This is a genomic window from Bacillus sp. GS3m_15504 (assembly GCF_055825275.1).
The window spans coordinates 109,233-132,279 of the sequence record NZ_JBVVNL010000002.1 but is presented as its reverse complement, the minus strand read 5'-3'; the positions used below and the strand labels follow the sequence as shown (position 1 = coordinate 132,279).

Below are 23,047 nucleotides of genomic sequence, written 5' to 3'. Positions count from 1 at the left end.
CTTTGAAATTTAAATCATTGGGCCTAGTTTAACTGCACAATCTATTGCTTTTTCTCTGTTGAGAAGAAGTATAGATTGTACAGTTTTCCTAGGGTAAATCCACTTTTCTTATAATTAAATCTTAAGTCTCAAAACAATCAACATTATAGAAAATCTGCCTTTTTACACCCATTATTAATATCTTTTACTTCCGGAAGAAATGAATTTCATTTTAAACAGTTACACCTCATCCTCAACATAATCATAAAAACTATTTTGACGATCATGTTCAGTTGATAGTATATAATTTGCTAAACCTATTACACTTGGATTCTCAAAGAAATTGTGAATGCTTATATTTGTATTTAAAACTTTATTAATAGCAGCAACAGCACTCATTAATTTCAGTGAATTTCCTCCTATTTCAAAGAAGTTATGAGAAATTCCAATAGATTTGATGCCTAGGATTTCTTCCCAAATTGAAATAATAGTCTCTTCTACAAAATTACTTGGTGCTACATACTCTATCTCAGTTGTTACATTCCCATCAGGCTCTGGTAATGACTTTCGGTCTACTTTCCCGTTTATAGTTAGCGGTAGCTTATCAAGTTGAACAAAAAATGCAGGAATCATATACTCTGGAAGCTCTTTAGTTAGATACTTTCTAATTTCCTGAATCATTGATTCATTTTTCCATGTTTCAGAAGTAAAGTAAGCGCATATATATTTTTCCCCATGAATATCATCTCTTACGATAACAATAGCTTCTTTCACTTCTTTATATTTAAGAAGTTGACTCTCTATCTCACCAAGTTCAATCCTGAAACCACGAATTTTCACTTGATGATCCATTCTACCTAAAAACTCAATATTTCCATCAGGTAACATCCTAACAAGATCCCCTGTTCGATACATTTTTTCTTCTGGTATAAATGGATTTGAAACAAACTTTTCTGCTGTCAAATCTGGTCGATTTAAATATCCATGAGCTAATCCTGCTCCACTTAAACAAAGTTCCCCAGCTACACCTATTGGAAGTAGTCTCTGATTTCCATCTACTATAAATGCTGAAGTATTTGCTAATGGCTTCCCAATTGGTATTGTGTCGAATTCTTCATTGATTTCATTTATACAATAATACGTAGCAAAAACAGTACTTTCTGTCGGACCGTATACATGAATTAGCTTATCTTTCCCTAAATACTCCAATGCTCGTTTTGTATGTGATACTGAAATTCTTTCACCACCAAAAAGGATTTTTCTTATATTAGATAAACACTCTATTTCTAAATCAACCAACGTATTAAATAAGGCTGTAGTTATAAACATAACACTAATCTTTTCTTCTTTTATTAATTTTGTTAGCTTACTTAAATTCAATACTGTATCTATTGGTACCATCACTAATTTCGCACCATTTAGCAATGCACCATAGATATCAAATATGGATCCATCAAAGGAATAATTTGAAAGCTGTAAAATACTATCATCTGCATCAATCTTAATATAGTTTGTGTCGCGAACCACTCTTACTGCATTAGAGTGTGATGTAACCACACCTTTTGGTACTCCTGTAGAGCCCGATGTATATATGATATAAGCTCTGTTCCCAGAATCATTGACAGGGACTAAATTCTCTTTACTCAATTGAAAATTCTCACTCTTATCTAAACTAACCATATCTACATCGAATGAAAGATTATTAATGAACTTCTCCTGCGTTAATAGAATTTGAATATCACTATCTTGTATCATAAATTTGATTCTATCCTGAGGAGATTTAGGATCTATCGGCAAATAAGCTGAACCTGATTTTAAGATGCCCATTATTCCAATTATCATCTCAGGTGATCTCTCAACCATAATTCCCACAATTGTATCCGCAGTAATCCCTTTATCTCGTAACCATCTAGCAACTTGATTTGACCTTTCATTTAATTCTTTATACGTCATTTTAGTGCCTTCAAATTCAACGGCAATATGATTAGGCGTTTTCTCCACCTGTTCCTCAAACAGCTGATGTATAGTCTTATCCTTCGGATAATTCGTCTTTGTATCATTAAATCTATATAATAATGCGTCTCGCTCTGTCTCTGGGATTATGTCTATCTCATTTAATTTCTTATTCTCATTTATAACAACTTGTTCCGTTACTTTTTTAAGATGCATTTCTATATTGTCTATTATTTTCTGTGGATAAATCTTTTCGTTATAAGTTAATTTTAATACTAACTGTTCTCCAGGAATTGCTACAATGTTGAATCCATAATTTGTTTGCTCTTCTCCCCTTATATTTTGACACATAAAACCTGTATCATTTTCTGCATGATTAAAACTACTATCATCTAATAAATAATTTTGAAATACCATTACATGATCAATTAGATTTCTTTTTAGACCATGTAAAGATTGAATTTCAGCTAGATTTATATAGTTATATTTATTATTCTCTATTGATTCATCCTGGACATTTCTTAAAACTTCTTTAAAACTACTATCTTTTTCCAATCTAACTCGAGTCGGAATTGTATTAATGAATAGTCCTACCATCCCTTCAATTCCTTCCACTTGTGCCTCTCTTCCTGATACGACTGTTCCAAATACAACATCTTCTACATTATTGTACCTCGCTAAAAGAATACCCCAAATTGCCTGCACCACAGTATTAAAAGTAACCTGATTTCTATTCGCAAGTTGAATAATGTTACGAGTCATTTCTTTTGAAAATTCTATCGTTTTTTCTTTTCTTTTATACTCATTAACTTTATTCATGATTTTAGGAACCTGTGCTTGTTCTTCATATCCATCCAAATAGCTCTTCCAATGTGCTAATCCTTCTTCTTTATCCTGTTCCTCCAACCATCTTACATAATCACTATATGGTGTTGGCTCCGCTAAATGGCTCTCTTCACCTTTCATTTTTCTTCCATAAACATCAAATAACTCACCTAATATAATCCCAAGACACCATCCATCTAACAATATGTGATGATGACTCCATACCAATTTATATGAATCCTGATTCATTTGAATTAAACTAATTCTCATTAATGTGTCTTTACTTAAATTAAAGCCTTTTTGTTTATCTTTTTGTAAATAATTCTTTATAAATTTTATTTTCTGCTCAATGCTTTCGTCTTGAATATCATAATAGTTGAAACCTACTTTTCTATCTTGAAGTATGACGTGTCTCGGTTCCTCCACTAGTTCATACTCAAATGCTGCTCTTAATATTTCGTGTCTCCTCAATATTGTATTAAATGATTTTTCTAAAATATCTACATCTACAGTCCCTGTTATATCCATTACAATTTGTTCAAAATACGTACTTGAATTTTTATCTTCTAATGCGTGGAATAACATCCCTTTTTGCATATTTGCTAACGGATATATTTTCTCAATAGTAAAACCATTGTATTTTTCTTTTATTTCTTCAAGTTCTTCTAATGTTATATTTATATCTCCATAATCAAAAGGTGTTTGATCTGATTCTACTTTATTCGCACAGTGATTAATTATCATTTCAAGACTTTCTTTATATTTCTGATTTAAATCCTTTATCATTTTTTCACTGTATTCTAATTCATTAAATGTTGTATGAATAACCAATTCACCATTTAAAACCATTGAATTCATTTCTATAGATGTATTCCTAGTAATTTTCTTGCCGACTGTTTCACCTATAGGCCATTTCGATGCAGAGAATTCTCTCCTGTTAACATCTTGATCCAATTCACCTAAATAGTTAAATGAAATTGGTGCCTTTTCTTCATTCACAAATCCCTTATCTTTTGCTAAATGTTTTAATACCCCATAACCTATTCCTTTATTTGGTATTTTCCTTAAAGTTTCTTTAACTGTCTTTATATTGGTCGAAAGTTTATTTTCGTACCCTATATCTAAAAGCACTGGATACATTGTCGTGAACCAGCCAACAGTCCTATTGATTTCGAAATTCTCTATTACGTCTTCTCTTCCATGTCCTTCCATATTTACTTTTAGCTTGTATTTCCCCGTCAATTCTCTGATTCCAACTGCTAAAGCTGTTAATAAAATATCATTTATTTCTGTATTATATGCCCTATTTGTTTTTCTAAGTAAAGATGTAGTGAGTTCTTTATTTAATGTAATACTTACTGTACTACTATTTTCAAAGTTGTTTTTTGTGATTTCTTTCTTTTTAGGGATAAACTGTACATTCTCTTTTGATATACTTGTCCAATATTCCCTTTCTTTCATTAATTCCCTACTCATGCTATAAGCTTTTAACTTTGATGCAAATTCTTTATAAGAATTTGTTTTGAATCCTATTTCTAGCTTTTCACCCTTTTCTAGTTGTGAATATAAAGTCTCCAAATCTTCAAGTAGGATTCTCCATGATACTCCATCCACTACAAGGTGATGAATCGCAATCAGAAGATGATCTCCTTCATCTGATTTAAATATACAAAGCTTTACAAGTTTGCCTTCTTTAATATCCATCTCTTTCTGAATACTTGTAGCAATTTCATATACCTTCTCTTCCTTATTCTCAACGCCCTTAACATCATGAATATATAAATCAAATAGGTTCTTTTCATAACCTCTATTATATTGAATTATTTCTCCCTCTTTTTCTTTATATATCATGCGTAAAGCATCATGATGTTTCATAATTTTATTGAATACTTCTTCTATCTGTTTTTCATCAAACCCATTTTCTCTAAATAGCATGAACGATTGATTAAAATGATTTATCTCTTCTTGGTTTTTCTCAAAATACCAACTTTGTATCGGGGTTAATTCTACTTCCCCCTTTACTATTTCATGAACTTTTTGTTCTTTCTTTTCTCGTTTTATATATTTTCCAAGGTTTTTAATTTTTGGATGTGCAAATAAATCTTTCATTTCTAATTTAAGGCCTATTCTTGATAATCTAGATATAATTTGGATTGCCTTAATGGAATCTCCTCCAGATACAAAGAAATTATGATTAATTCCTATATCCTCTATCCCAATAATACTTCTCCAAATTTCAACGAGCTTTTCTTCCACTTCATTTCTCGGTTTCTCATACTCTACTCCAGTATCAATGCTTCCATCTGGTTCAGGAAGTGCTTTTCTGTCTACTTTACCGTTCGTTGTTAACGGAAGTTTATCTAATTTCACAAAATATCCAGGAATCATATAATCCGGAAGTTTCTGTTCTAAATATTCCCGAATTTCCCTTGCATGTAATTCTTTTTCTGAAACGATATACGCACATAAATATTGATTATTTTCCTTATCTTTCCTAGCTATAACAATTACTTCTTCAATATCTTGATGAGTCGACAGTTGACTTTCTATTTCTCCAAGTTCAATTCGATAACCACGTATTTTCACCTGATGATCTATCCGCCCTAAAAACTCTATATTCCCATCAGGTAACCATCTTGCAAGATCTCCAGTACGATACATAGTTTTATCGATATTAAATGGATTTTTAACAAACCTCTCAGCTGTTAATTCCAAATTATTCAAATATCCTCTTGCTATGCCCTCACCTGATACACATATTTCCCCAGCTATTCCAATTGGCTGAAGGTTATTCCCCTTGTCTAATATATATATATTAGTGTTTAAAATTGGTTTTCCAATCGGAATTACCTTATCACCGCTTATTTGATCAAACTCAATTCTATAGCTTGTGGAATCTACACAACACTCTGTAGGACCATAAACATTTGTGATATTAGGTTTAAGATTGGCGAATTTTTCAAATAAACCTTTGATTAAATAAGGCGTTAATGCCTCTCCTCCTACAATAAATTCTTTAATTTCTAGTTCTTGTTCTATTGTATTTACATAGCTAAGCATTGTTAAATGTGCCGGAGTAGCATCGGATACATGTATTTTATTTGTTGCATAATACTCAATTAAACTCATTGCATTCCAACTTACTTCCTTTGGCACAACAAATAAAGTATGTCCTAAAAGTAATGTTGCAAATATTTGTTTCACCGATGCATCAAATATAAATGGTGCTAGCAACGCGACATTAACATTAGTATTGAACTTTTTATAAATCACATCATTTAACCCATTGACTAAGTTATTTACACTATTTTGTTCTATCATTACCCCTTTAGGATTCCCTGTAGAACCTGATGTATATATTACATAAGCTAAATTTCGGGGATTATTTATTTTACTGATGTTCGTTCTATTTTCTTTATATTTTAATTTATCTAATTGTATAATTTGTCCATGAAAAGATATATCGCTATGAACATCATTCGTTACGCATAGTATCTCTATATGGCTATTACGTAACATATATTCTTTCCTTGTCCTAGGATAAGTTGGATCAATTGGTAAATAAGCTCCTCCAGCTTTTAAAATCCCCATTATACCTACTATCATTTCAATAGAGCGTTCCACCATTATTCCCGTTACTACGTCAGGGCCAACTCCTTTTTCGCGAAGTATATGCGCAAGGCTATTTGCCCTTTCATTTAGCTCTTTATAAGTTATTCTTTGATTTTCAAAAACAAGTGCAACATTATTAGGTGTCTTCTCTACCTGTTCTTCAAAAAGCTCTGGAAGTGTTTTTTCTTTAGCATATTTTCCTTTTGTATTATTAAATTCGTTTAATAACTTACTTTTTTCTTTCTCTGTTAATATATCTATTTCACTTAATTTCTGCTCTGGATTTTCTACTACTTCTCTTAAGATATTTATAAAATGCTCTAAAAACCTCTCTATGGTCTCCTTTTTATAGAGAGCCGTACAGTATTCAATTTCTAATCCTAATCCGTCCTCTAACTCACTTACGTGTATAGTAATATCAAACTTAACTATTTTCCGCTGATCCTCTAACACGCTAACCTTTAATCCATCCAAATTTAATAGCATATTATCAGTGTGTTGAAATGCAAGCATCGTATCAAATAGTGGATTGCGTGAAATGTCTCTTCTCACATTTACCTTTTCTACCAATTCTTCAAATTGATAATCCTGATTTTCATATGCTTTCAATGTATTTTCTTTTACTTCTTTTAAATACTCACTAAAAGATGTATTGCCCTTTGGATAATTTCTCATCGCAAGGGTATTCACAAACATTCCCATTACATTATTTAAATCTACATGTTTTCTTCCTGCAATTGGTGATCCTACTACTATATCCTCTTGTCCTGTATATTTAGAAAGCAAAGTCGTGTATCCTGCTAACATAAGCATATACAAAGTGACTTCATTTTCTGTAGCCAACTTGTTTAACTGATTATAAGTTTCACTATTAATTTTTAAATTGATTCTATCTCCAGCAAAACTTCTTCTTTTTGGCCTTTTATAGTCTGTTGGCATATTTAGTACTGGTACTTCTTCATTGAACACATTCATCCAATACTTTTCTTGTTCTTTCATGTCTTCTTGAGTAAACAAGCTTCTTTGCCACGCAGAATAATCCTTATATTGAATGCTTAATGGCGATAATTTTTGACCATTATATAATTCAGCTAATTCCTGCATGAAAATCCCCATTGATACACCATCTGAAATGATATGGTGCATATCTAGGACCATCACGTGCTCATTTTCTGTGACATGTATGATTTCAACCCGTAAAAGAGGAGCTTTCTCCAAATCAAACGGTTTAACAAATCCATTAATCATATCATCTAGCTTATTGGCACCCATTTCTCTATACGTCACTTGGAAATCTATCTCTTTTTCAATCTTTTGGACTGGTTCACCATCTACCATTACAAAAGAAGTTCTTAAAGCTTCATGTCTTTCGATTAATTTATGGAATGCCTTCTCAAGCTGATGAACATCCAAATCACCCTCTATTTTCATAGCGAAAGGCATATTATAAGTTACTCCACTACCCTCTATTTTGTTTAAAATGTAGAGTCTTCTTTGGGCAGATGAAAGTGGATAATAATCTTGTTCTTCTACTTTTTTGATGGATGCATACACACTTTCTTTTGTAGAGTCAATAAATTCTCCAATTCCTTTTATAGTAGGTGTTTGGAAGATTTGTCGTAAAGGTATCTCCACCATAAGTTCCTTATGGATTCTAGAAACCATCGTAGTTGCTTTCAGTGAATGGCCTCCAATTTCAAAGAAATTATGATGAATTCCTATGTTTTCTATATCTAAAATATCTTGCCAAATGCATACGAGCTTTTCTTCGACTACATTTCTTGGCGCCTCATACTCTACTACTCCTGCAACTGAACTTCCGTCAGGACTTGGTAAAGCCTTTCGGTCTACTTTCCCATTTGTAGTAAGTGGTAACTTGTCTAGCTGAACAAGAAAAGCAGGAATCATATACTCTGGTAGCTCTTTTGCCAAAAACTTTCGAATTTCTTGTACTCTAGTCTCGTCCTTCGGTGTTTCAGAAGTAAAGTACGCACATAAATATTGATGATTATTATTATCTTCTCTCGCGATAACAACAGCTTCTTTTACTTGCTTATGTTTTAGAAGTTGACTCTCTATTTCACCCAATTCAATCCTGAAACCACGAATTTTCACTTGATGGTCAATTCGTCCTAAAAATTCAATATTTCCATCAGGTAACATTCTCACAAGGTCTCCTGTTCGATACATTCTCTCTCCTGGAATGAACGGATTTGAAATGAATTTTTCCGCTGTGAGCTCTGGTCTATTTAAATAACCACGGGCCAAACCTTCTCCACTGATACAAAGCTCGCCTGGCACTCCCAATGGACAAAGCCCATTAGATTCGTTTAAAATAAAGACTTTTGTATTACATATTGGTTTTCCTATCGGTATATTGTCATAAGAATTTTCTATAATAAAACTTGTTGTTACTACTGAATTCTCTGTAGGACCATAGTTATTAACAATCTGGTAACTTTTATTTTCAAAATAATTTAACTTATCTCCACCTGTTAATAATCTCCTTAAAGATGTATTCTCAAGCATTAAAAATTGTTCACATACCTGTGTAGGTAAAAAGCTTATTGAAATCTCTTTTTCAATAAAATATTTATTTAATTTTGTAAGGTTTAATTTTAAATCATCATTTATAATATGAATCTCTGAACCCGCTATAATATAAGGAAATACTTCCCAAGCAAATGCATCAAAACTTATACTTGCATAACTGGCACTTTTATCAGTTTCACTTATTTCATTGAAGGAATTATGCCAGTTACATAAGTTCACCAATGAATGATGCTCCACCATAACTCCTTTTGGCTTTCCAGTAGAACCAGATGTATAAATGACATAGACTAAATCTTTACTGCTACTATCAATACATAAGTTCTCGGTTCCGTATTTAAACAAGTGCTCATTATGAATATTAATAATGCTAATATCATCAACTTCTGTACAATCAACTAAATTAATTAATTTATCCTGGGTTAATAATATTTCAGTTTGACTATCTTGAAGTATATATTTAATTCTATCTATAGGATATGAAGGATCAATTGGTAAATAAGCTCCTCCAGCTTTTAAAATCCCCATAATTCCAACAATCACATCAACTGAACGTTCTAATAATATTCCTACTATTTTATCAGAACCAACACCATTTTCTCTTAACGCTCTTGCCAGTTGATTAGATTTTTCATTTAACTCCCTATATGTCAATTTCTTATCTTCAAAAACAACTGCAATGCCATCCGGCGTCCGTTCTACTTGTTCTTCAAATAATTTGTGTATTAACTGGTTTTTAGAGAAATCTACATTTGTATTGTTATGTTCATATAGTAAAAAGCACTTTTCTTCTTGTGGAATCATATCTATTTTATTTACACTTACCGAAAGATTCCTTGATATTTCCCTCAGAATATTGATATAATTTTCCGTCATTCTTAATATTGTGTCTTTTTTGAATAGTCCTGTACTATATTCGACATTTAGCACAATCTCATCATCATAATCTAAAATACTAAAGGTGATATCGAATTTTGCATTATCTAATTCAAATATTATTGGACTAAGATTTAAGTCACCTTGCTTCTTAGTAAATAATTTAGCGTCTTCCAATACAAACATAGTATCAAATAAAGGGTTTCTATTAGATTCTCTTTCATAGTCTATACTGCGAATTAATTCGTCAAACTGATACTCTGAGTTTTCAAATGCTGTAATTGTATTTTCTTTTACCTGTTCCAAAATTTCTTTAAAACTTTTTGTAGCATCTATATTGTTTCTTAAAGCAATAGTGTTGACGAACACACCAAAAATATTTTGTAAATCTTGATGTAACCTACCTGATGCTGCTGTTCCGACAACAATATCAGTTTTTCCAGTATATTTGTGAAGTAATATATGATAAGCGCTAAGCATAAGCATATATAAAGTCGATCCTGTATCCTTAGCTACCCTTCTTATCTGTTCAGATAACTCTTTTCCTATATGAAAGTATGCATTTTCTCCTGCAAAGGTATCAACATTTTCTTTTCTATAATCATAAGGTAATTCTAATTTAGATGGCAAATGACTGTATAAATTCAGCCAATATTGCTCTTGTTTTTTTATAGCATTAGATTGATTATACGTATTATTCCATTCTACATAATCCTTGTATTGTATATTTATCTTAGGTAAATCAAGATTGTTATATAAATCGAGTATTTCATTCATAAATATTCCTTGTGATACCCCATCTGCTATTATGTGATGGAAGTTAACAACCAATATATGCTTCTCTACTCCGATTTTAATTAGTTTAGCTCTCATTAATGATGGTTTACTTAGATCAAAAGGCTTTGTTGATTCCTTACACATTTTGCTAGTTAAATCTCTTAAACCTTCATCATCTGTTACGACTATATCTAAACATTGGTATTCCAAATCAAAATCAACTTTATCATAAACCCTTTGAACTAATTCATTATCTAATACTTCAAATCCTGTTCTCAGGATTTCATGTCTATCTATAAATTTTCTAAATGCATTTTCAAGTCTATTACATTCGATTTCACCTTCGACAAGTAACGCCATAGGAATATGATATGCTCCTCTATTATTTTCCATCATAGAAAGCATGTACATTCGTTTTTGAGAAGGCGATGTGGCATAATAATCCTTTTTCGATACCCTTTCAATCATATTTCCCCTATGATTTTCTTGGCTATTTTTCAAATATTGATCTAATACCTTTATAGTGTCATTTTTAAATATTTCTCCTATCGGCACCTCTATATTCATTCTCTTTTTAATTTCAGTAACAATCGATATCGCTTTTAATGAATCCCCGCCTATTTCATAGTAATTAGTATCTATTCCTATGTTTTCTATTCCGAATACATCTTTCCATATATCTAATATTTGGGCTTGAGTTTCATTTTCTGCTTCTTCACATTTTGTTGCTGCAACTTCATCTAGTTCATGATTTTTTATTAATTCCCCCAAAATACTCTTATTTACTTTCCCATTTACAGTCAATGGTATTTCATCTATTTTGAAAAATCTTGATGGAATCATATAATTCGGGAGCTGATTTTGCAAATATTGTTTTAGTTCATTTGGGTTTATGTCTTCATCTGAAACTACAAAAGCATATAGGCTTTTCATTTTATTATCATTTGTATAGTCAATTACTACTGTTTTATTTACACCTTTATATTTGATTATACAATTTTCAATTTCCCCTAATTCTACCCTATATCCCCTTATCTTAACTTGACTGTCTTTTCTTCCTAAAAATTCGACATATCCGTCCTCTTTTAAAACGCCATAATCACCAGTTTTATAAATATATCCTAATTCTTCATGCAAAATAAATGACATCTCAGTTTTTTCAATATCATTTATGTACCCACTTGCTACTCCCACTCCACCAATGTACAATTCTCCCTCTACATCTACGGGACACAATTGCTTGTTTTGATTTAATACATAAATTTTCTGGTTAGCCAACGGCATTCCGTATGGTATACTTTTCCAATCACTCTTGATTTCCTTAATAGGGTAATATATGGACCATATTGAGCCCTCAGTTGCTCCACCTAAGCTAATAACTTCCGCATTTTTGAAAGTTTTCTTTAGCTTCTGAGGAAGTTCCAGTGGTATCCAGTCCCCACTAAGCAATACAAGCCTTAGACTATCATCCTGTTCACTATCATTATATAAGTCCACTGTCAGTTCCATAATTGCTGGAACTGAGTTCCAAATTGTGATTCCTTCTTTCTTTACAACTTTTTTTAGGTTATATACATCCCTTTGATCATCTATAATTACAAGGGCCGCTCCACAGCTCAATGCACCAAAAACATCATAAACTGACAAATCAAAGCACAGTGAAGAAATCCCCATAATTTTATCATTTTCTGTCACACAGAATTTTTCGTTAATATCTATAATTGTATTTGTTGCTGCACCATGAGTTATTTGAACTCCTTTAGGTTTTCCTGTACTACCAGAAGTAAAAATAACATATGCCATATCTGTTTCATCTACTTTTATATTGACTTCATCACCAGAATATTCCCTAATATTTTCATCTTTATAGGTAGAAGGTGTTATAAAGAACTTACAATTACTTTTCTTTTTTATATATTCTTTTCTTTCCTCAGGATAATCAGGATCAAGCGGTATATATGCTGCTCCAGCCTTTAAAACAGCAAACAAATTTATAATGGTATCTATACATCGCTTACCTATCACACCAATGTAATCACCTTTTCTAACTCCCTTATCCTTTAAGTATCTTGCAATTTGATTCGATTTTTCATTTAGTTCTTTATAAGTTATCGAATCATCATGATGAATTACAGCTACCTTATCTGGTACTAGTTTTGCTCGATTCACAAACATTTCATGTAAAGTACACTTATCAAACTTTTTGTTTGTATCATTATAGGTTTCAATAACTTTTATGCTATTCTCACTAAGGTTAATACCTGACACTTGATCATTAAATATAACCTGATTTAATACATTTATATATTGTTCAAACATTGATTTAATAACATTGATCTCAAATAATTGTTCAACGTAATCCCATGTAATATATAAACCTCCATTTAATTCATAAACTTGGTTATCTATATAAACTTGGGATGTTCTTGTACTAAAAAATTTAATTTTTTCAAAATCTATCAAATGATTAAATGAATCATCTGAGTCCTCACTCAATACACTTGTAAATACAATAGGCATTATAGCTTGATTAACCATTCTATGTTTTTTCCCAATAGCTCTGATAAAATCCACACCATCATAATGTCTATGTTCAAGGGCTTCTAACAATGTATCCTGTACCTTCGCAGCAAATTTCCAAAATGACTCAATACTATCTTTCGCATTAATATCTAATAACATTAGAGTTGTGAAATCTCCAATGATTTTTTTTACGTCTTGATGAAACGGTATCCGATTAAAAACAGTTAAATTTACTGCAAATCGACTCTGATTACTCCAATATGCTAAGACATAAGCATATGCAGCACATAAAACCGATGTAGGGGTAAGATTTTTTTCTCTTGCTTTTTGTTTTAATTTATTCCATGTTTCATGATCTAAAAATTCCGAACATTTATTGAATGTAGGTTTCTCAATTTCTAATGGGTTGCATTTTAAAGGCAATGCTGGTGTACTTGGGAAGTTATCCAATTTATTTAACCAGTACTTCTCATCTTTTTTATATCGATTAGATTGCCTAAATTCATTGGTTGCTAAAACATAGTCTCTAAAATTATACTCCAGCTCAGGCAGCTGCAGACTTGGCTGATTGTAAAACATTTTAAATTCCTTGATTAATATTTTCATGCTACTATCATCACAAATTAGTGGATCTATATTTAAACAAAAATATTTCTGGTTATTGGGTAATATAAATGCTTTTATCTCAAATAATGGCCAAGTACTTGGATCTATGATTTTAGCTATCATTTTTTGCCTTTGTTCCAATATACGTATCATTATATCTTCTTGATTTAAATTCCTTACATCTACTGTGTCTACAGAATAAAGAAGTTCTCCTTCTAAGATTCTTTGTGTTCCATTTTCAAAAACTATTGTTCTTAGTATTGGATGTCTATTAATTAATTTTTGTAATGCACTATTAAACCTATCTATATTAATATCTATTTCAAATTCAACCGTTAAATTTGTAGCTGCGCCACCAATTTCAAAAGCCGGATCTCTACCTATTAAATAGGCTAATTGTATACCTGTCAGTGGGAAAGGTTCATGTAAATTCTTTAAATCTGTAGTTTTTGTAAATTGTCGGTTCTCTATAATTTCTCCCTTGTTTGTTTCGATGTAAGCACTTATTTTCTTTATTGTAGATAATTTAAACAGTTCCTTTAATGGTAAATCAACACTTAACCTATCATTCATTTTAGATAAAAGCTCCATTGCGTTTATCGAATGCCCACCAAGAGCTGCAAAACTGTCATTAATACCAACTTTATTTATATTCAAAGTTTCCTGCCACATTAAAACGAGCTGTTTTTCAATCTCATTTCTTGGTTCCTCATATTCAACCTCGGAATTAAAACTTCGATCTGGTTCAGGTAAAGACTTTTTATCTATTTTTCCATTTGCTGTTAACGGCATTTTATCTAACTTAAGAAAATAAGTAGGAATCATATAATCAGGTAACTTTTCACCTAAAAATCTTCTTAATTCTTTAACAGTAACTTCTCCTACTAATGTTAGATATGCACAAATATAATTGCTCTTGTCCTTTTCTTCTCTTGCTACAACTACAGTTTCTTTTACATTTTGATGCTTTAATAACTGACTCTCTATCTCTCCAAGTTCAATCCTAAATCCCCGAACCTTTACTTGATGGTCAATTCTTCCTATAAATTCAATATTCCCATCAGGTAACCACCTAGCCAAATCTCCTGTGTGGTATAAACGCTCTCCTTCTGCAAATGGATTTTTAACGAATTTCTCTAATGTTAACTGCTCATTATTTAAGTACCCTTTAGTTAATCCATCACCAGAAATACAAAGTTCTCCAGGTTTACCAATAGGAAGTAAATTTTTCTTTTCATCTACTATGTAAACTGAAGTATTTGCTAACGGTTTACCTATAGGTAGAGTGTCAACATCCTCATCTATTTCATTTATAAAGTAATATGTGGCAAAAACAGTACTTTCCGTTGGTCCGTATACATGAATGAGTTTATCTTTCCCCAGAATTTCTAATGCTTTTCTTGCATGGGAGACTGAAATTCTTTCTCCACCAAATAATATTTTTCTTATATTGATTAGACAATCTATTTTCATATCTACAAGCGCATTAAATAAAGCAGTTGTAATAAACATCACGTTTATGTTTTCTTGCTTAATTATATTTCCAAGCTTATTTATATCCGTGACTGTATCTTTTTCTATCGCTACTAATTTCGCCCCATTTAACAGAGCACCATATATATCAAAAATTGATCCATCAAAAGAATAATTCGAAAGCTGCAGAATGGTATCATTATTTTTTATTTCTATGTAATTTGTATTTCGAACGACTCTGATAGCACTATAATGCGAAATGATAACTCCCTTTGGTATTCCCGTAGAACCCGATGTATAAATTATATAAGCTGTATCATCAGAACGATTTACATGTTTCAGATTACCTGTACTTAAGTCACTTGAATCTAGCTCGTCCAAATTGATTATTTCTAAATCATATTTAATTTTCTTAATGAATTTCTCTTGAGTCAATAAAATCATGGTATGACTATCCCGTAACATATAATCAATTCTTGCTTTTGGAGTATCAGGATCAATTGGGAGGTAAGCTGCTCCAGATTTTAAAATACCCATTATTCCAATTATCATTTCAAATGATCTATCAACCATTAATCCTATAATAGCATCTGTATTAACACCCTTATTCCTTAACATCCTTGCTAATTGATTGGATTTCTCGTTAAGTTCCCTGTATGTGAGTTGTTTATCTTTAAACACAACTGCAATATTTTCAGGTGTTCTCTCCACTTGTTCTTCAAATAGCTGGTTTATGGTCTTATTTCTTGGATATTCGGTTTTTGTGGAATTGAATTTATTTAATATCATATCTTGCTCTGCTGCTGTAATCTCATCGTAAGTTCTTATACCGTCCTTGTTTATTTCACCAGAATTCTTAATAGACATATTGGATTTCCCCTTTTTTAGTAATTATCCATTACCAAAATTATTTATTATTTTATCGTTGTCCCACAGAAGACACCTTCCTCAAAAATGTGAAGGTGTAAAACACCAATTTTAGGTGGGAGATGAATTTCGGTTAGCATAAGCCAACATGTTTGCTACCATATACTTGTACAGATTGCTCTTTGAAAACTGAAGATATGAGGTTGGTTGCAGAAAAACGTTGCAACCGTAAAATCTTCAACATTCTTTCGCCCCACGTTTGCTGAAGTTGCGAAAACCAAGCTAAAGTAGGAAGCTTGGTGAGTCAACGTACAAGATACTTATGTTTTCACCGTAGGGACTACGGGCAGAGCCTGCTAAGATAACTGTTGGATACATCGGTGTTCGCAGGAATCTCCCACTTCAAACAATCCGTAAGGACATTAAGTGGTGAGTAGTTCAATACTGTTAAAAATATAGAGGATGAATTAAATAAAAAATTCATCGTTCATAACAAGGTATACAATCCCTCCTATTTAGAAGTTAATAAAAGGAATTCTATAAAAAAATTTAACTTACTCGGAGAAAAATTTCCTTATTTTCACAAAAAAAGATACATGATAAAAATTTGGTTGAATAGTTAAAATAATCAGATTTTTTAGCTGTAATTTAATTAAAGACACATATTAAAACTCATATCAAGTTACAGATAACTTTACTACAGCGCATAATTAAGAAAATGAATGAATAAATAAGAATAGCTATTGGTATACATATCAGAGGAATCTAATTTAACGTATTCCCCGAAAGAATTCTCTTTCCTCAAGCGTGTGAAGGGCGTAGCCCAACGATAGGTGGAGATGAATGTCGGTTTGGTATAGCCAAAAACTTTTGATAAACTAGCTATATGAAGTTCTTTGATAACTTGATATAGAAGGTTGCAGGAAGAAAATAGAGTGCGAAAACCAAGCCATTCGGTTCCTGCGTAAAATACCGTACCAAAAGAGCATCCATGCGTTGGGCATCTAGGGGTAGAACACCCCGAAGCAACGCTTAGGGAGACGAAAGGTTACTTTCGTCGTGGAACTGAGAAGCTCCCACTTCAAGCTTTGCTAAGTGGCGAGTAGTTCACAACCTCAGTTAACGTATCATTTATTATTGTTGTAATTTTTTCCACATTGTTATTTATAAAAAAGTGATTTCCTTCCAAATTATAAATCTTAAAATTTCCACAAGTATGCTTCTTCCAACCTATTATGCCTTTTAGACTAATTAAATCTTCTGTTCCGTTTAATACAGTAATATCGCATGTGATTTTGTCCGCTTTTTCTTTATATTCATATGTTTCAACTATTTTAAAATCATGTTTTAGTAAAGGAATGAAAAATTCGAACAATTCTTCGTTACGAATTAATTCTTCTGGTGTTCCCCCTAATTCTATAACTCTATTTTTAAACTCGTTCTTTGGTAAATTATAAGTTATCTCCTTCTTTTCCCTTTCACTCGGTGCTTTGTATCCAGAAAAAAAGATATGCTTAGGTTTCTTCAAGCCCATTCCTATTATTTTATAGTATAATTCATACGCTAATAGGCTCCCCATACTATGTCCATAAATTGCATAATCTTCTTCACCTATTTTACCCTGAATATTATTAAAGATGTCATCTACCGCTTCTTCTAAGCTATTATAAAATGGTTCATTGAATCTTTTCCCTCTTCCCTTTAACAGTACTGGACATAGCTTTATAGATGGGCTTAAATAATCACTCCATTTATAATACAATGCCTCTGATCCTCCTGCATAAGGCAAACAAAATAACAACATTAGAATGCACCTCTATCTGATAAAATTTTGTAAAAATCATTAATAATACTATCTTGGTCAATCACTGTTATATTACTAGAAATTTCTTCATTTAATGAACATACAGCCATTTTGTATTCTAACTCTATATCAAAAATTTCCATTGAATAAGAATTACTTTTTTCTCCATTATCGGAAAGTATACGAACAGCTTTGTAACTATCTATTTTAATAGAAAATGATTTTAGTGACATTGATAATCCGCTTCCATAGCATTTAATATAACTTTCTTTCAATGTCCATACCTCATAAAACTTTCTCAATTGCTGATTAATATTACCTTTTTGTATATAAGCATATTCACTATCACAAAAAAAACTTTTTGCTATTTCTTCGTATTCAATGTGTTTTATTCGTTCAATATCAATTCCAACAGGGTTATTGCTAATTGCACATACTACAAATTCCCCCGAATGTGAAATGTTAAAGTAATAATTCGGATACCCCTTTAAGTAAGGTTTTCCATAATGATTTTTCTCCCATACTATTCTTTCATTACCGATTTTAAGCTTTCTATTTGTCAGAGTCCTTACTAGTAATTCACCAATCAAGGTTCTAATTTTATCTTTTTTATTAATAAATTTTTTTATTCTAGATCTTTTCTCTTCATCTATCCACGAACAAATATTTTCTAATTTCCGATCATTTATATCTTTAATTTTGACAACATAAATTTCCATAAAACCCCTCACAAACCCTAGTTAAGTTAATTGATCAACTACAATTATTCGAGCGTTATGCTAACTGATTTTTCTACTTCCATAAATCGTGGAATACTAATCATGTAAAAAATTCCTACAAATATTAAACATCCGCCTACTATCCAAAAAAGAGTTTCAACTGCAAGAATACCTGGATAAAATCCTGCAATAAAAAGTAAGGTTAGTGACTGTGAAAGCATCATCAAAGGATTAATACACCCTTGTACTCTTCCCATCATTTTTGGATTCACTATTTTCGGAATCCAACCTCCAATAGCTACATTAATCATCGGAAGCGCTAGGGCAACTATGCCCGTACAGATAATATACAGCCAAACTGTATTGACCAATGAACTCAAAATAGTCGCTCCTCCTCCAATAAACAAAGCTAAAATAAGTAAATGATAAAGCTTTATTTTTTGGGAAAGTATAGATGCTATAACACTACCAAGTAAAATTCCTATACCAAAGACTATACTTAATATAATTGAAACTTCTTCATAGTTTCTTGGGGCTAGTTTGTATTTTAAAATAAATACCTGCATCACTGAGAGCCCTCCATTTAAAATTCCAAAAACTATAAATCCGGAGATAAGCGTAAGTAACAAGTTGTGGTTCAAAATATAACGTATTCCCTTCATAAAATCCTTCATTACAATTGAAATGTTCAAATCTTTGATATTATGTTTTCCGTTTGGCATACGAATTTCTTCTGACATTCTACAAGATTTTATAAGAAGACCACTAATAAAAAAACTAATTGCATCAATTAAGATTGCACCATAAATACCGATTACCCAATAACAATAAATCCCGATACCACTACCAAAAAGCATAAACAAACTTGTAACCATCTGATTCAAACCAACTGCAGTAGTATAATCATCTCTTGTTAAAACACCTTGTACAAGGGATGATTGTGCAGGTGTAAAAAAGCTCTTTACCATACTTCTTAAAAATAACAGTGCAAATGCTACTGGCATCCAGTTTATAAAAAGAGACCACAATAATAAGAGCGATAATATAGAACAAATCCAATCACAGTTTTGAGCTATTTTTTGTCGATCAATCCTATCAGTAACTACACCAACAAGAAAAAATACTACTAATGTAGGCAAAGACAACATCAACTCCGTAATAGTAGCATATGCAGGTTGGTGCGAAAAACGATTTAAAAAATAAAACATAAGTGCAGTTAAACCAATTGTACTACCCATTTGTGAAGTAAAAGATCCCAAAAATAGCCTCAAGTAATTCCCATTTTGAAATAGAACTAAAAGTTTTTTCATAAGGACTCCCCATTTAATTTGACTTAATTTAAATTATTCAGCATTTAATGCCTTTGCTATGTTTGAAACTTAGAATATCTAAATCGCTAATAATTTTTGTCGTTCATTGCAGTTCCTGTGGGTTGAAGCCTTAGCACACTGGTTTAAGATATAGTTTATCATTAAGATTTCTATCGCGAATTGCACGACCAAATGTACACTACCACTCATTAAAGTTTATAGTTTTTTATTCTGATATTCATAATCCAAACATAGCTATCCAAAAGCATCCTCCTTTTGATATACAGTTTATTTTTCCTACCTTTCCACGCTACATTCTAATACTACCTTATATTGTAATCAAAATAACAAACCAATTATTTTCTCAAGTATTCAAATCACCAATACATCATAATTTTTGTAATTTTGATAACTTGTTTTCTTCTCTAAAAAACGTAATATTACTGTAAATTGTTTTCCAAAAAATAATTATGTATATCCTCAATTATTACATAAAGGAATAAACAACAATGTTATCCTATCCCTGTAACTGTTTTAACTTAAGTATGAAATTCATTTTTGAAGTGAAAATGATGTGGGGTATGTCTATGAGGTTTAGTCTTCCAAAAAACAATTGTAATGAGTATCTTCTTACCAAGAAAACGTAGTTCGTATTTATAATACATATATAAACCATATTTTTACTCAGTTATTCTAGGACAATTGAAGTGGCAAGTTTAAGCCACTCCTTATCCTAAAAATACTGCATCTTTACCTAACATCAAACTAACATTATAGACAAAAAGCTACTTATAATTCAAATGCTTTTTCCTTAAAAATTTTTTGATTTATCTTTTGCAGGTAAAATGTAGTTTTCCCCTTTTTCATATATAGAAAGTATTCTTTTCAAGAAAGTAACTTTTGGTACTAACCAATAAGCAAATATCGCTGAAACAATCCCTAATATAGCACCTGTCATCACATCGAAAGGATAATGAACTCCCACCCAGATACGAGAAATAGCTACACAGAATGCAAGTGTGATCCATAGCCAACCAATCTTTTTATGAACAAGCCAAAATGAAAAACAAATTGCAAAAAATAAAATTGTATGGTCACTTGGAAATGAATTATCAACAGCATGCTCTACCAATTTATTAACATTAGGTAACTCTGCAAATGGTTGATAATTTGAATAAAACTTTCCTGCTATTTTTCCGATAACCTCAGCAATCACAAAAGCAATCATCGCTTGAACAACCATCATTCGATTTTGGTTAGATCGAGTAAACCAATACACTACAACAATTAAAGCTAAGAAATATACCATATATTCTGCCACGAACGTCATAGTAGAATTGAGAAATGGGAACTGTTTACCTAAATCATTGACGGCTCGAAAAGCATCAATATTGAATTGAGAAAAAGACATTTTTAAACTCCTCCTTACGATATATATAAATCAAACGCTAATTATAATTTTTTAATCTACTTTTTGTTACTACCTAATAGTTTTAGATGGTCCCATGTTATTTTTCTTAATGGATATCTACCTTTTTAAAATGTGAAATTAATAATACTAATCCAATAATAGATGTTCCGAATATGCCTATATAGGAGTACTCAGGAGGATAAGTGGGCTGAAGCGTATTTCTTGAAATATCACCTGCTGCTGCCCATGGAAACAATGCTCTATGTTCTGAATTTGCTGTCATTAAATTAATCATGGTTATTACAACTGTAAATACAATGGTCGGTACGTAATTCTTAAGCACAATTGTTAAAAGTATGATTGGTGTTGATAAAATAAAAAGCAATAATCCACCTATCAAAAATTGTACGAAAGATTCCCTCATTAAGGATGAACTTAGTCCATCAAATTGAAATATTATTCCTAATATTAATGTTAATACCCATGCTACAAAAGTTAACATCATAATCCAGGAAAATAGAAGTATGATTTTACTTATAAGAAAATTCATACGTGATACAGGTATAGTTAATAAATTCTTTAATGTATCTTCTGTATATTCCCGAATAAATAGATAGGCGGTTACAACCCCATATAGTGGTACTCCAATTATTAGAACAGTATATAAATTTACTTCACCAAACAATTGACTAAATACAATAGTAGGAGTAGGATGTTTAGTTTTTAAGCTTACAAATGATGCTACTACTACCATAAAAGGTGCTACCGATGCACCGAGAATACTTATTAAGAACATATGGGATCGTTTTAGCTTTAATAATTCTGTATATAACAGATTAACCAATTGTTCCACCTCCAACTAATTTTGTGAAGTAATCTTCTAATCTGTCTTCACTCATCAAAATTTTCAAAACCTGAATATCATTTTGTACAAATATTTTATTAATATCGCCTTGTTGCCCAAGTTTAGAATATACACGAATAATCCCCTCATCATGAACTTCATAATCGAAAATACCAAAGTTCTTCTCTAAGATTGTTGTAGCTTTATTGTCATTCGATACTTGAAACTCAATATATTTACGATTCTTTTTTCTAAGGCTGTTAAAATCGATTTCCTCTAAGAGCTTGCCTTCATGAATAATCCCCATATGATCTACTAACTGTTCTATTTCTGATAAAATGTGGCTGGATATTAATAAAGTAATTTTTCTTTCTTTGGCCAAATTTTTTATTAATCTTCTAATTTCCTTAATTCCTATTGGATCCAAACCATTAGTAGGTTCATCTAATATTAATAATTCTGGGTAATGAAGAAGAGATCTAGCAATCCCTAATCTTTGCTTCATCCCTAAAGAATATTTACCCACAAGCTTTTTAGTTTCATGTTGCAATCCTACGATTTCTAACGCTTCATCAATTGCATTTTTTTTGTGTATCCCAATAATTTTTGCATTAATTAGTAGATTTTCCCGTGCTGTAAGGTTCTCATAAAATCCAGGAACTTCAACAATAGACCCAATTCTTTTAAGGATTTCTTTTTGATTTTTAAATAAATTTTCTCCAAATATTTCAATCTTTCCATGGGTGGGCTTTATCAATCCTAATAACATTCTAATTGTAGTCGTCTTCCCTGCACCATTTCGACCTAAAAAGCCGTAAATTTCTCCTTGATTTACAGTTATATTAAGATTATCAACTGATTTCTGATTGCCATAAATCTTTGTTAAATTTGTAGTCTTTATTATTGCACTCATGTCTG

7 protein-coding genes are annotated in these 23,047 nt (G+C 31.4%); all 7 read right to left on the bottom strand.

What is annotated here, in order from left to right; translation table 11 throughout:
* Positions 1–219: 219 nt before the first annotated feature.
* On the bottom strand, positions 220–16,041 hold the full coding sequence (locus tag AC0L0O_RS20205; RefSeq protein ID WP_473785979.1) for an amino acid adenylation domain-containing protein: 15,822 nt from the start codon (positions 16,039–16,041) through the stop codon (positions 220–222).
* A gap of 1,081 nt (positions 16,042–17,122) precedes the next feature.
* A complete protein-coding gene (locus AC0L0O_RS20200; protein ID WP_000923846.1) occupies positions 17,123–17,845 on the bottom strand; it encodes a thioesterase II family protein in 723 nt (240 codons plus the stop codon).
* Entirely contained in the window at positions 17,845–18,564 is a 720-nt protein-coding gene (locus AC0L0O_RS20195) for a 4'-phosphopantetheinyl transferase family protein (RefSeq protein WP_473785978.1), read from the bottom strand. The genes AC0L0O_RS20200 and AC0L0O_RS20195 overlap by 1 nt, the downstream gene beginning before the upstream one ends.
* A 44-nt stretch (positions 18,565–18,608) precedes the next feature.
* The gene (locus AC0L0O_RS20190) at positions 18,609–19,874 is read right to left on the bottom strand and encodes an MFS transporter (RefSeq protein ID WP_473785977.1); all 1,266 of its coding nucleotides are present in this window, start codon (positions 19,872–19,874) and stop codon (positions 18,609–18,611) included.
* Between the two features lie 811 nt (positions 19,875–20,685).
* Positions 20,686–21,285, bottom strand: coding sequence for an undecaprenyl-diphosphatase (locus AC0L0O_RS20185; RefSeq protein ID WP_000010572.1), 600 nt, complete (start codon positions 21,283–21,285; stop codon positions 20,686–20,688).
* Between the two features lie 106 nt (positions 21,286–21,391).
* The gene (locus tag AC0L0O_RS20180) at positions 21,392–22,129 is read right to left on the bottom strand and encodes an ABC transporter permease (protein ID WP_128975466.1); all 738 of its coding nucleotides are present in this window, start codon (positions 22,127–22,129) and stop codon (positions 21,392–21,394) included.
* Complete coding sequence (locus tag AC0L0O_RS20175) at positions 22,122–23,042, bottom strand: ABC transporter ATP-binding protein (protein ID WP_473785976.1); 921 nt, start codon at positions 23,040–23,042, stop codon at positions 22,122–22,124. The genes AC0L0O_RS20180 and AC0L0O_RS20175 overlap by 8 nt, the downstream gene beginning before the upstream one ends.
* Positions 23,043–23,047: the final 5 nt, after the last annotated feature.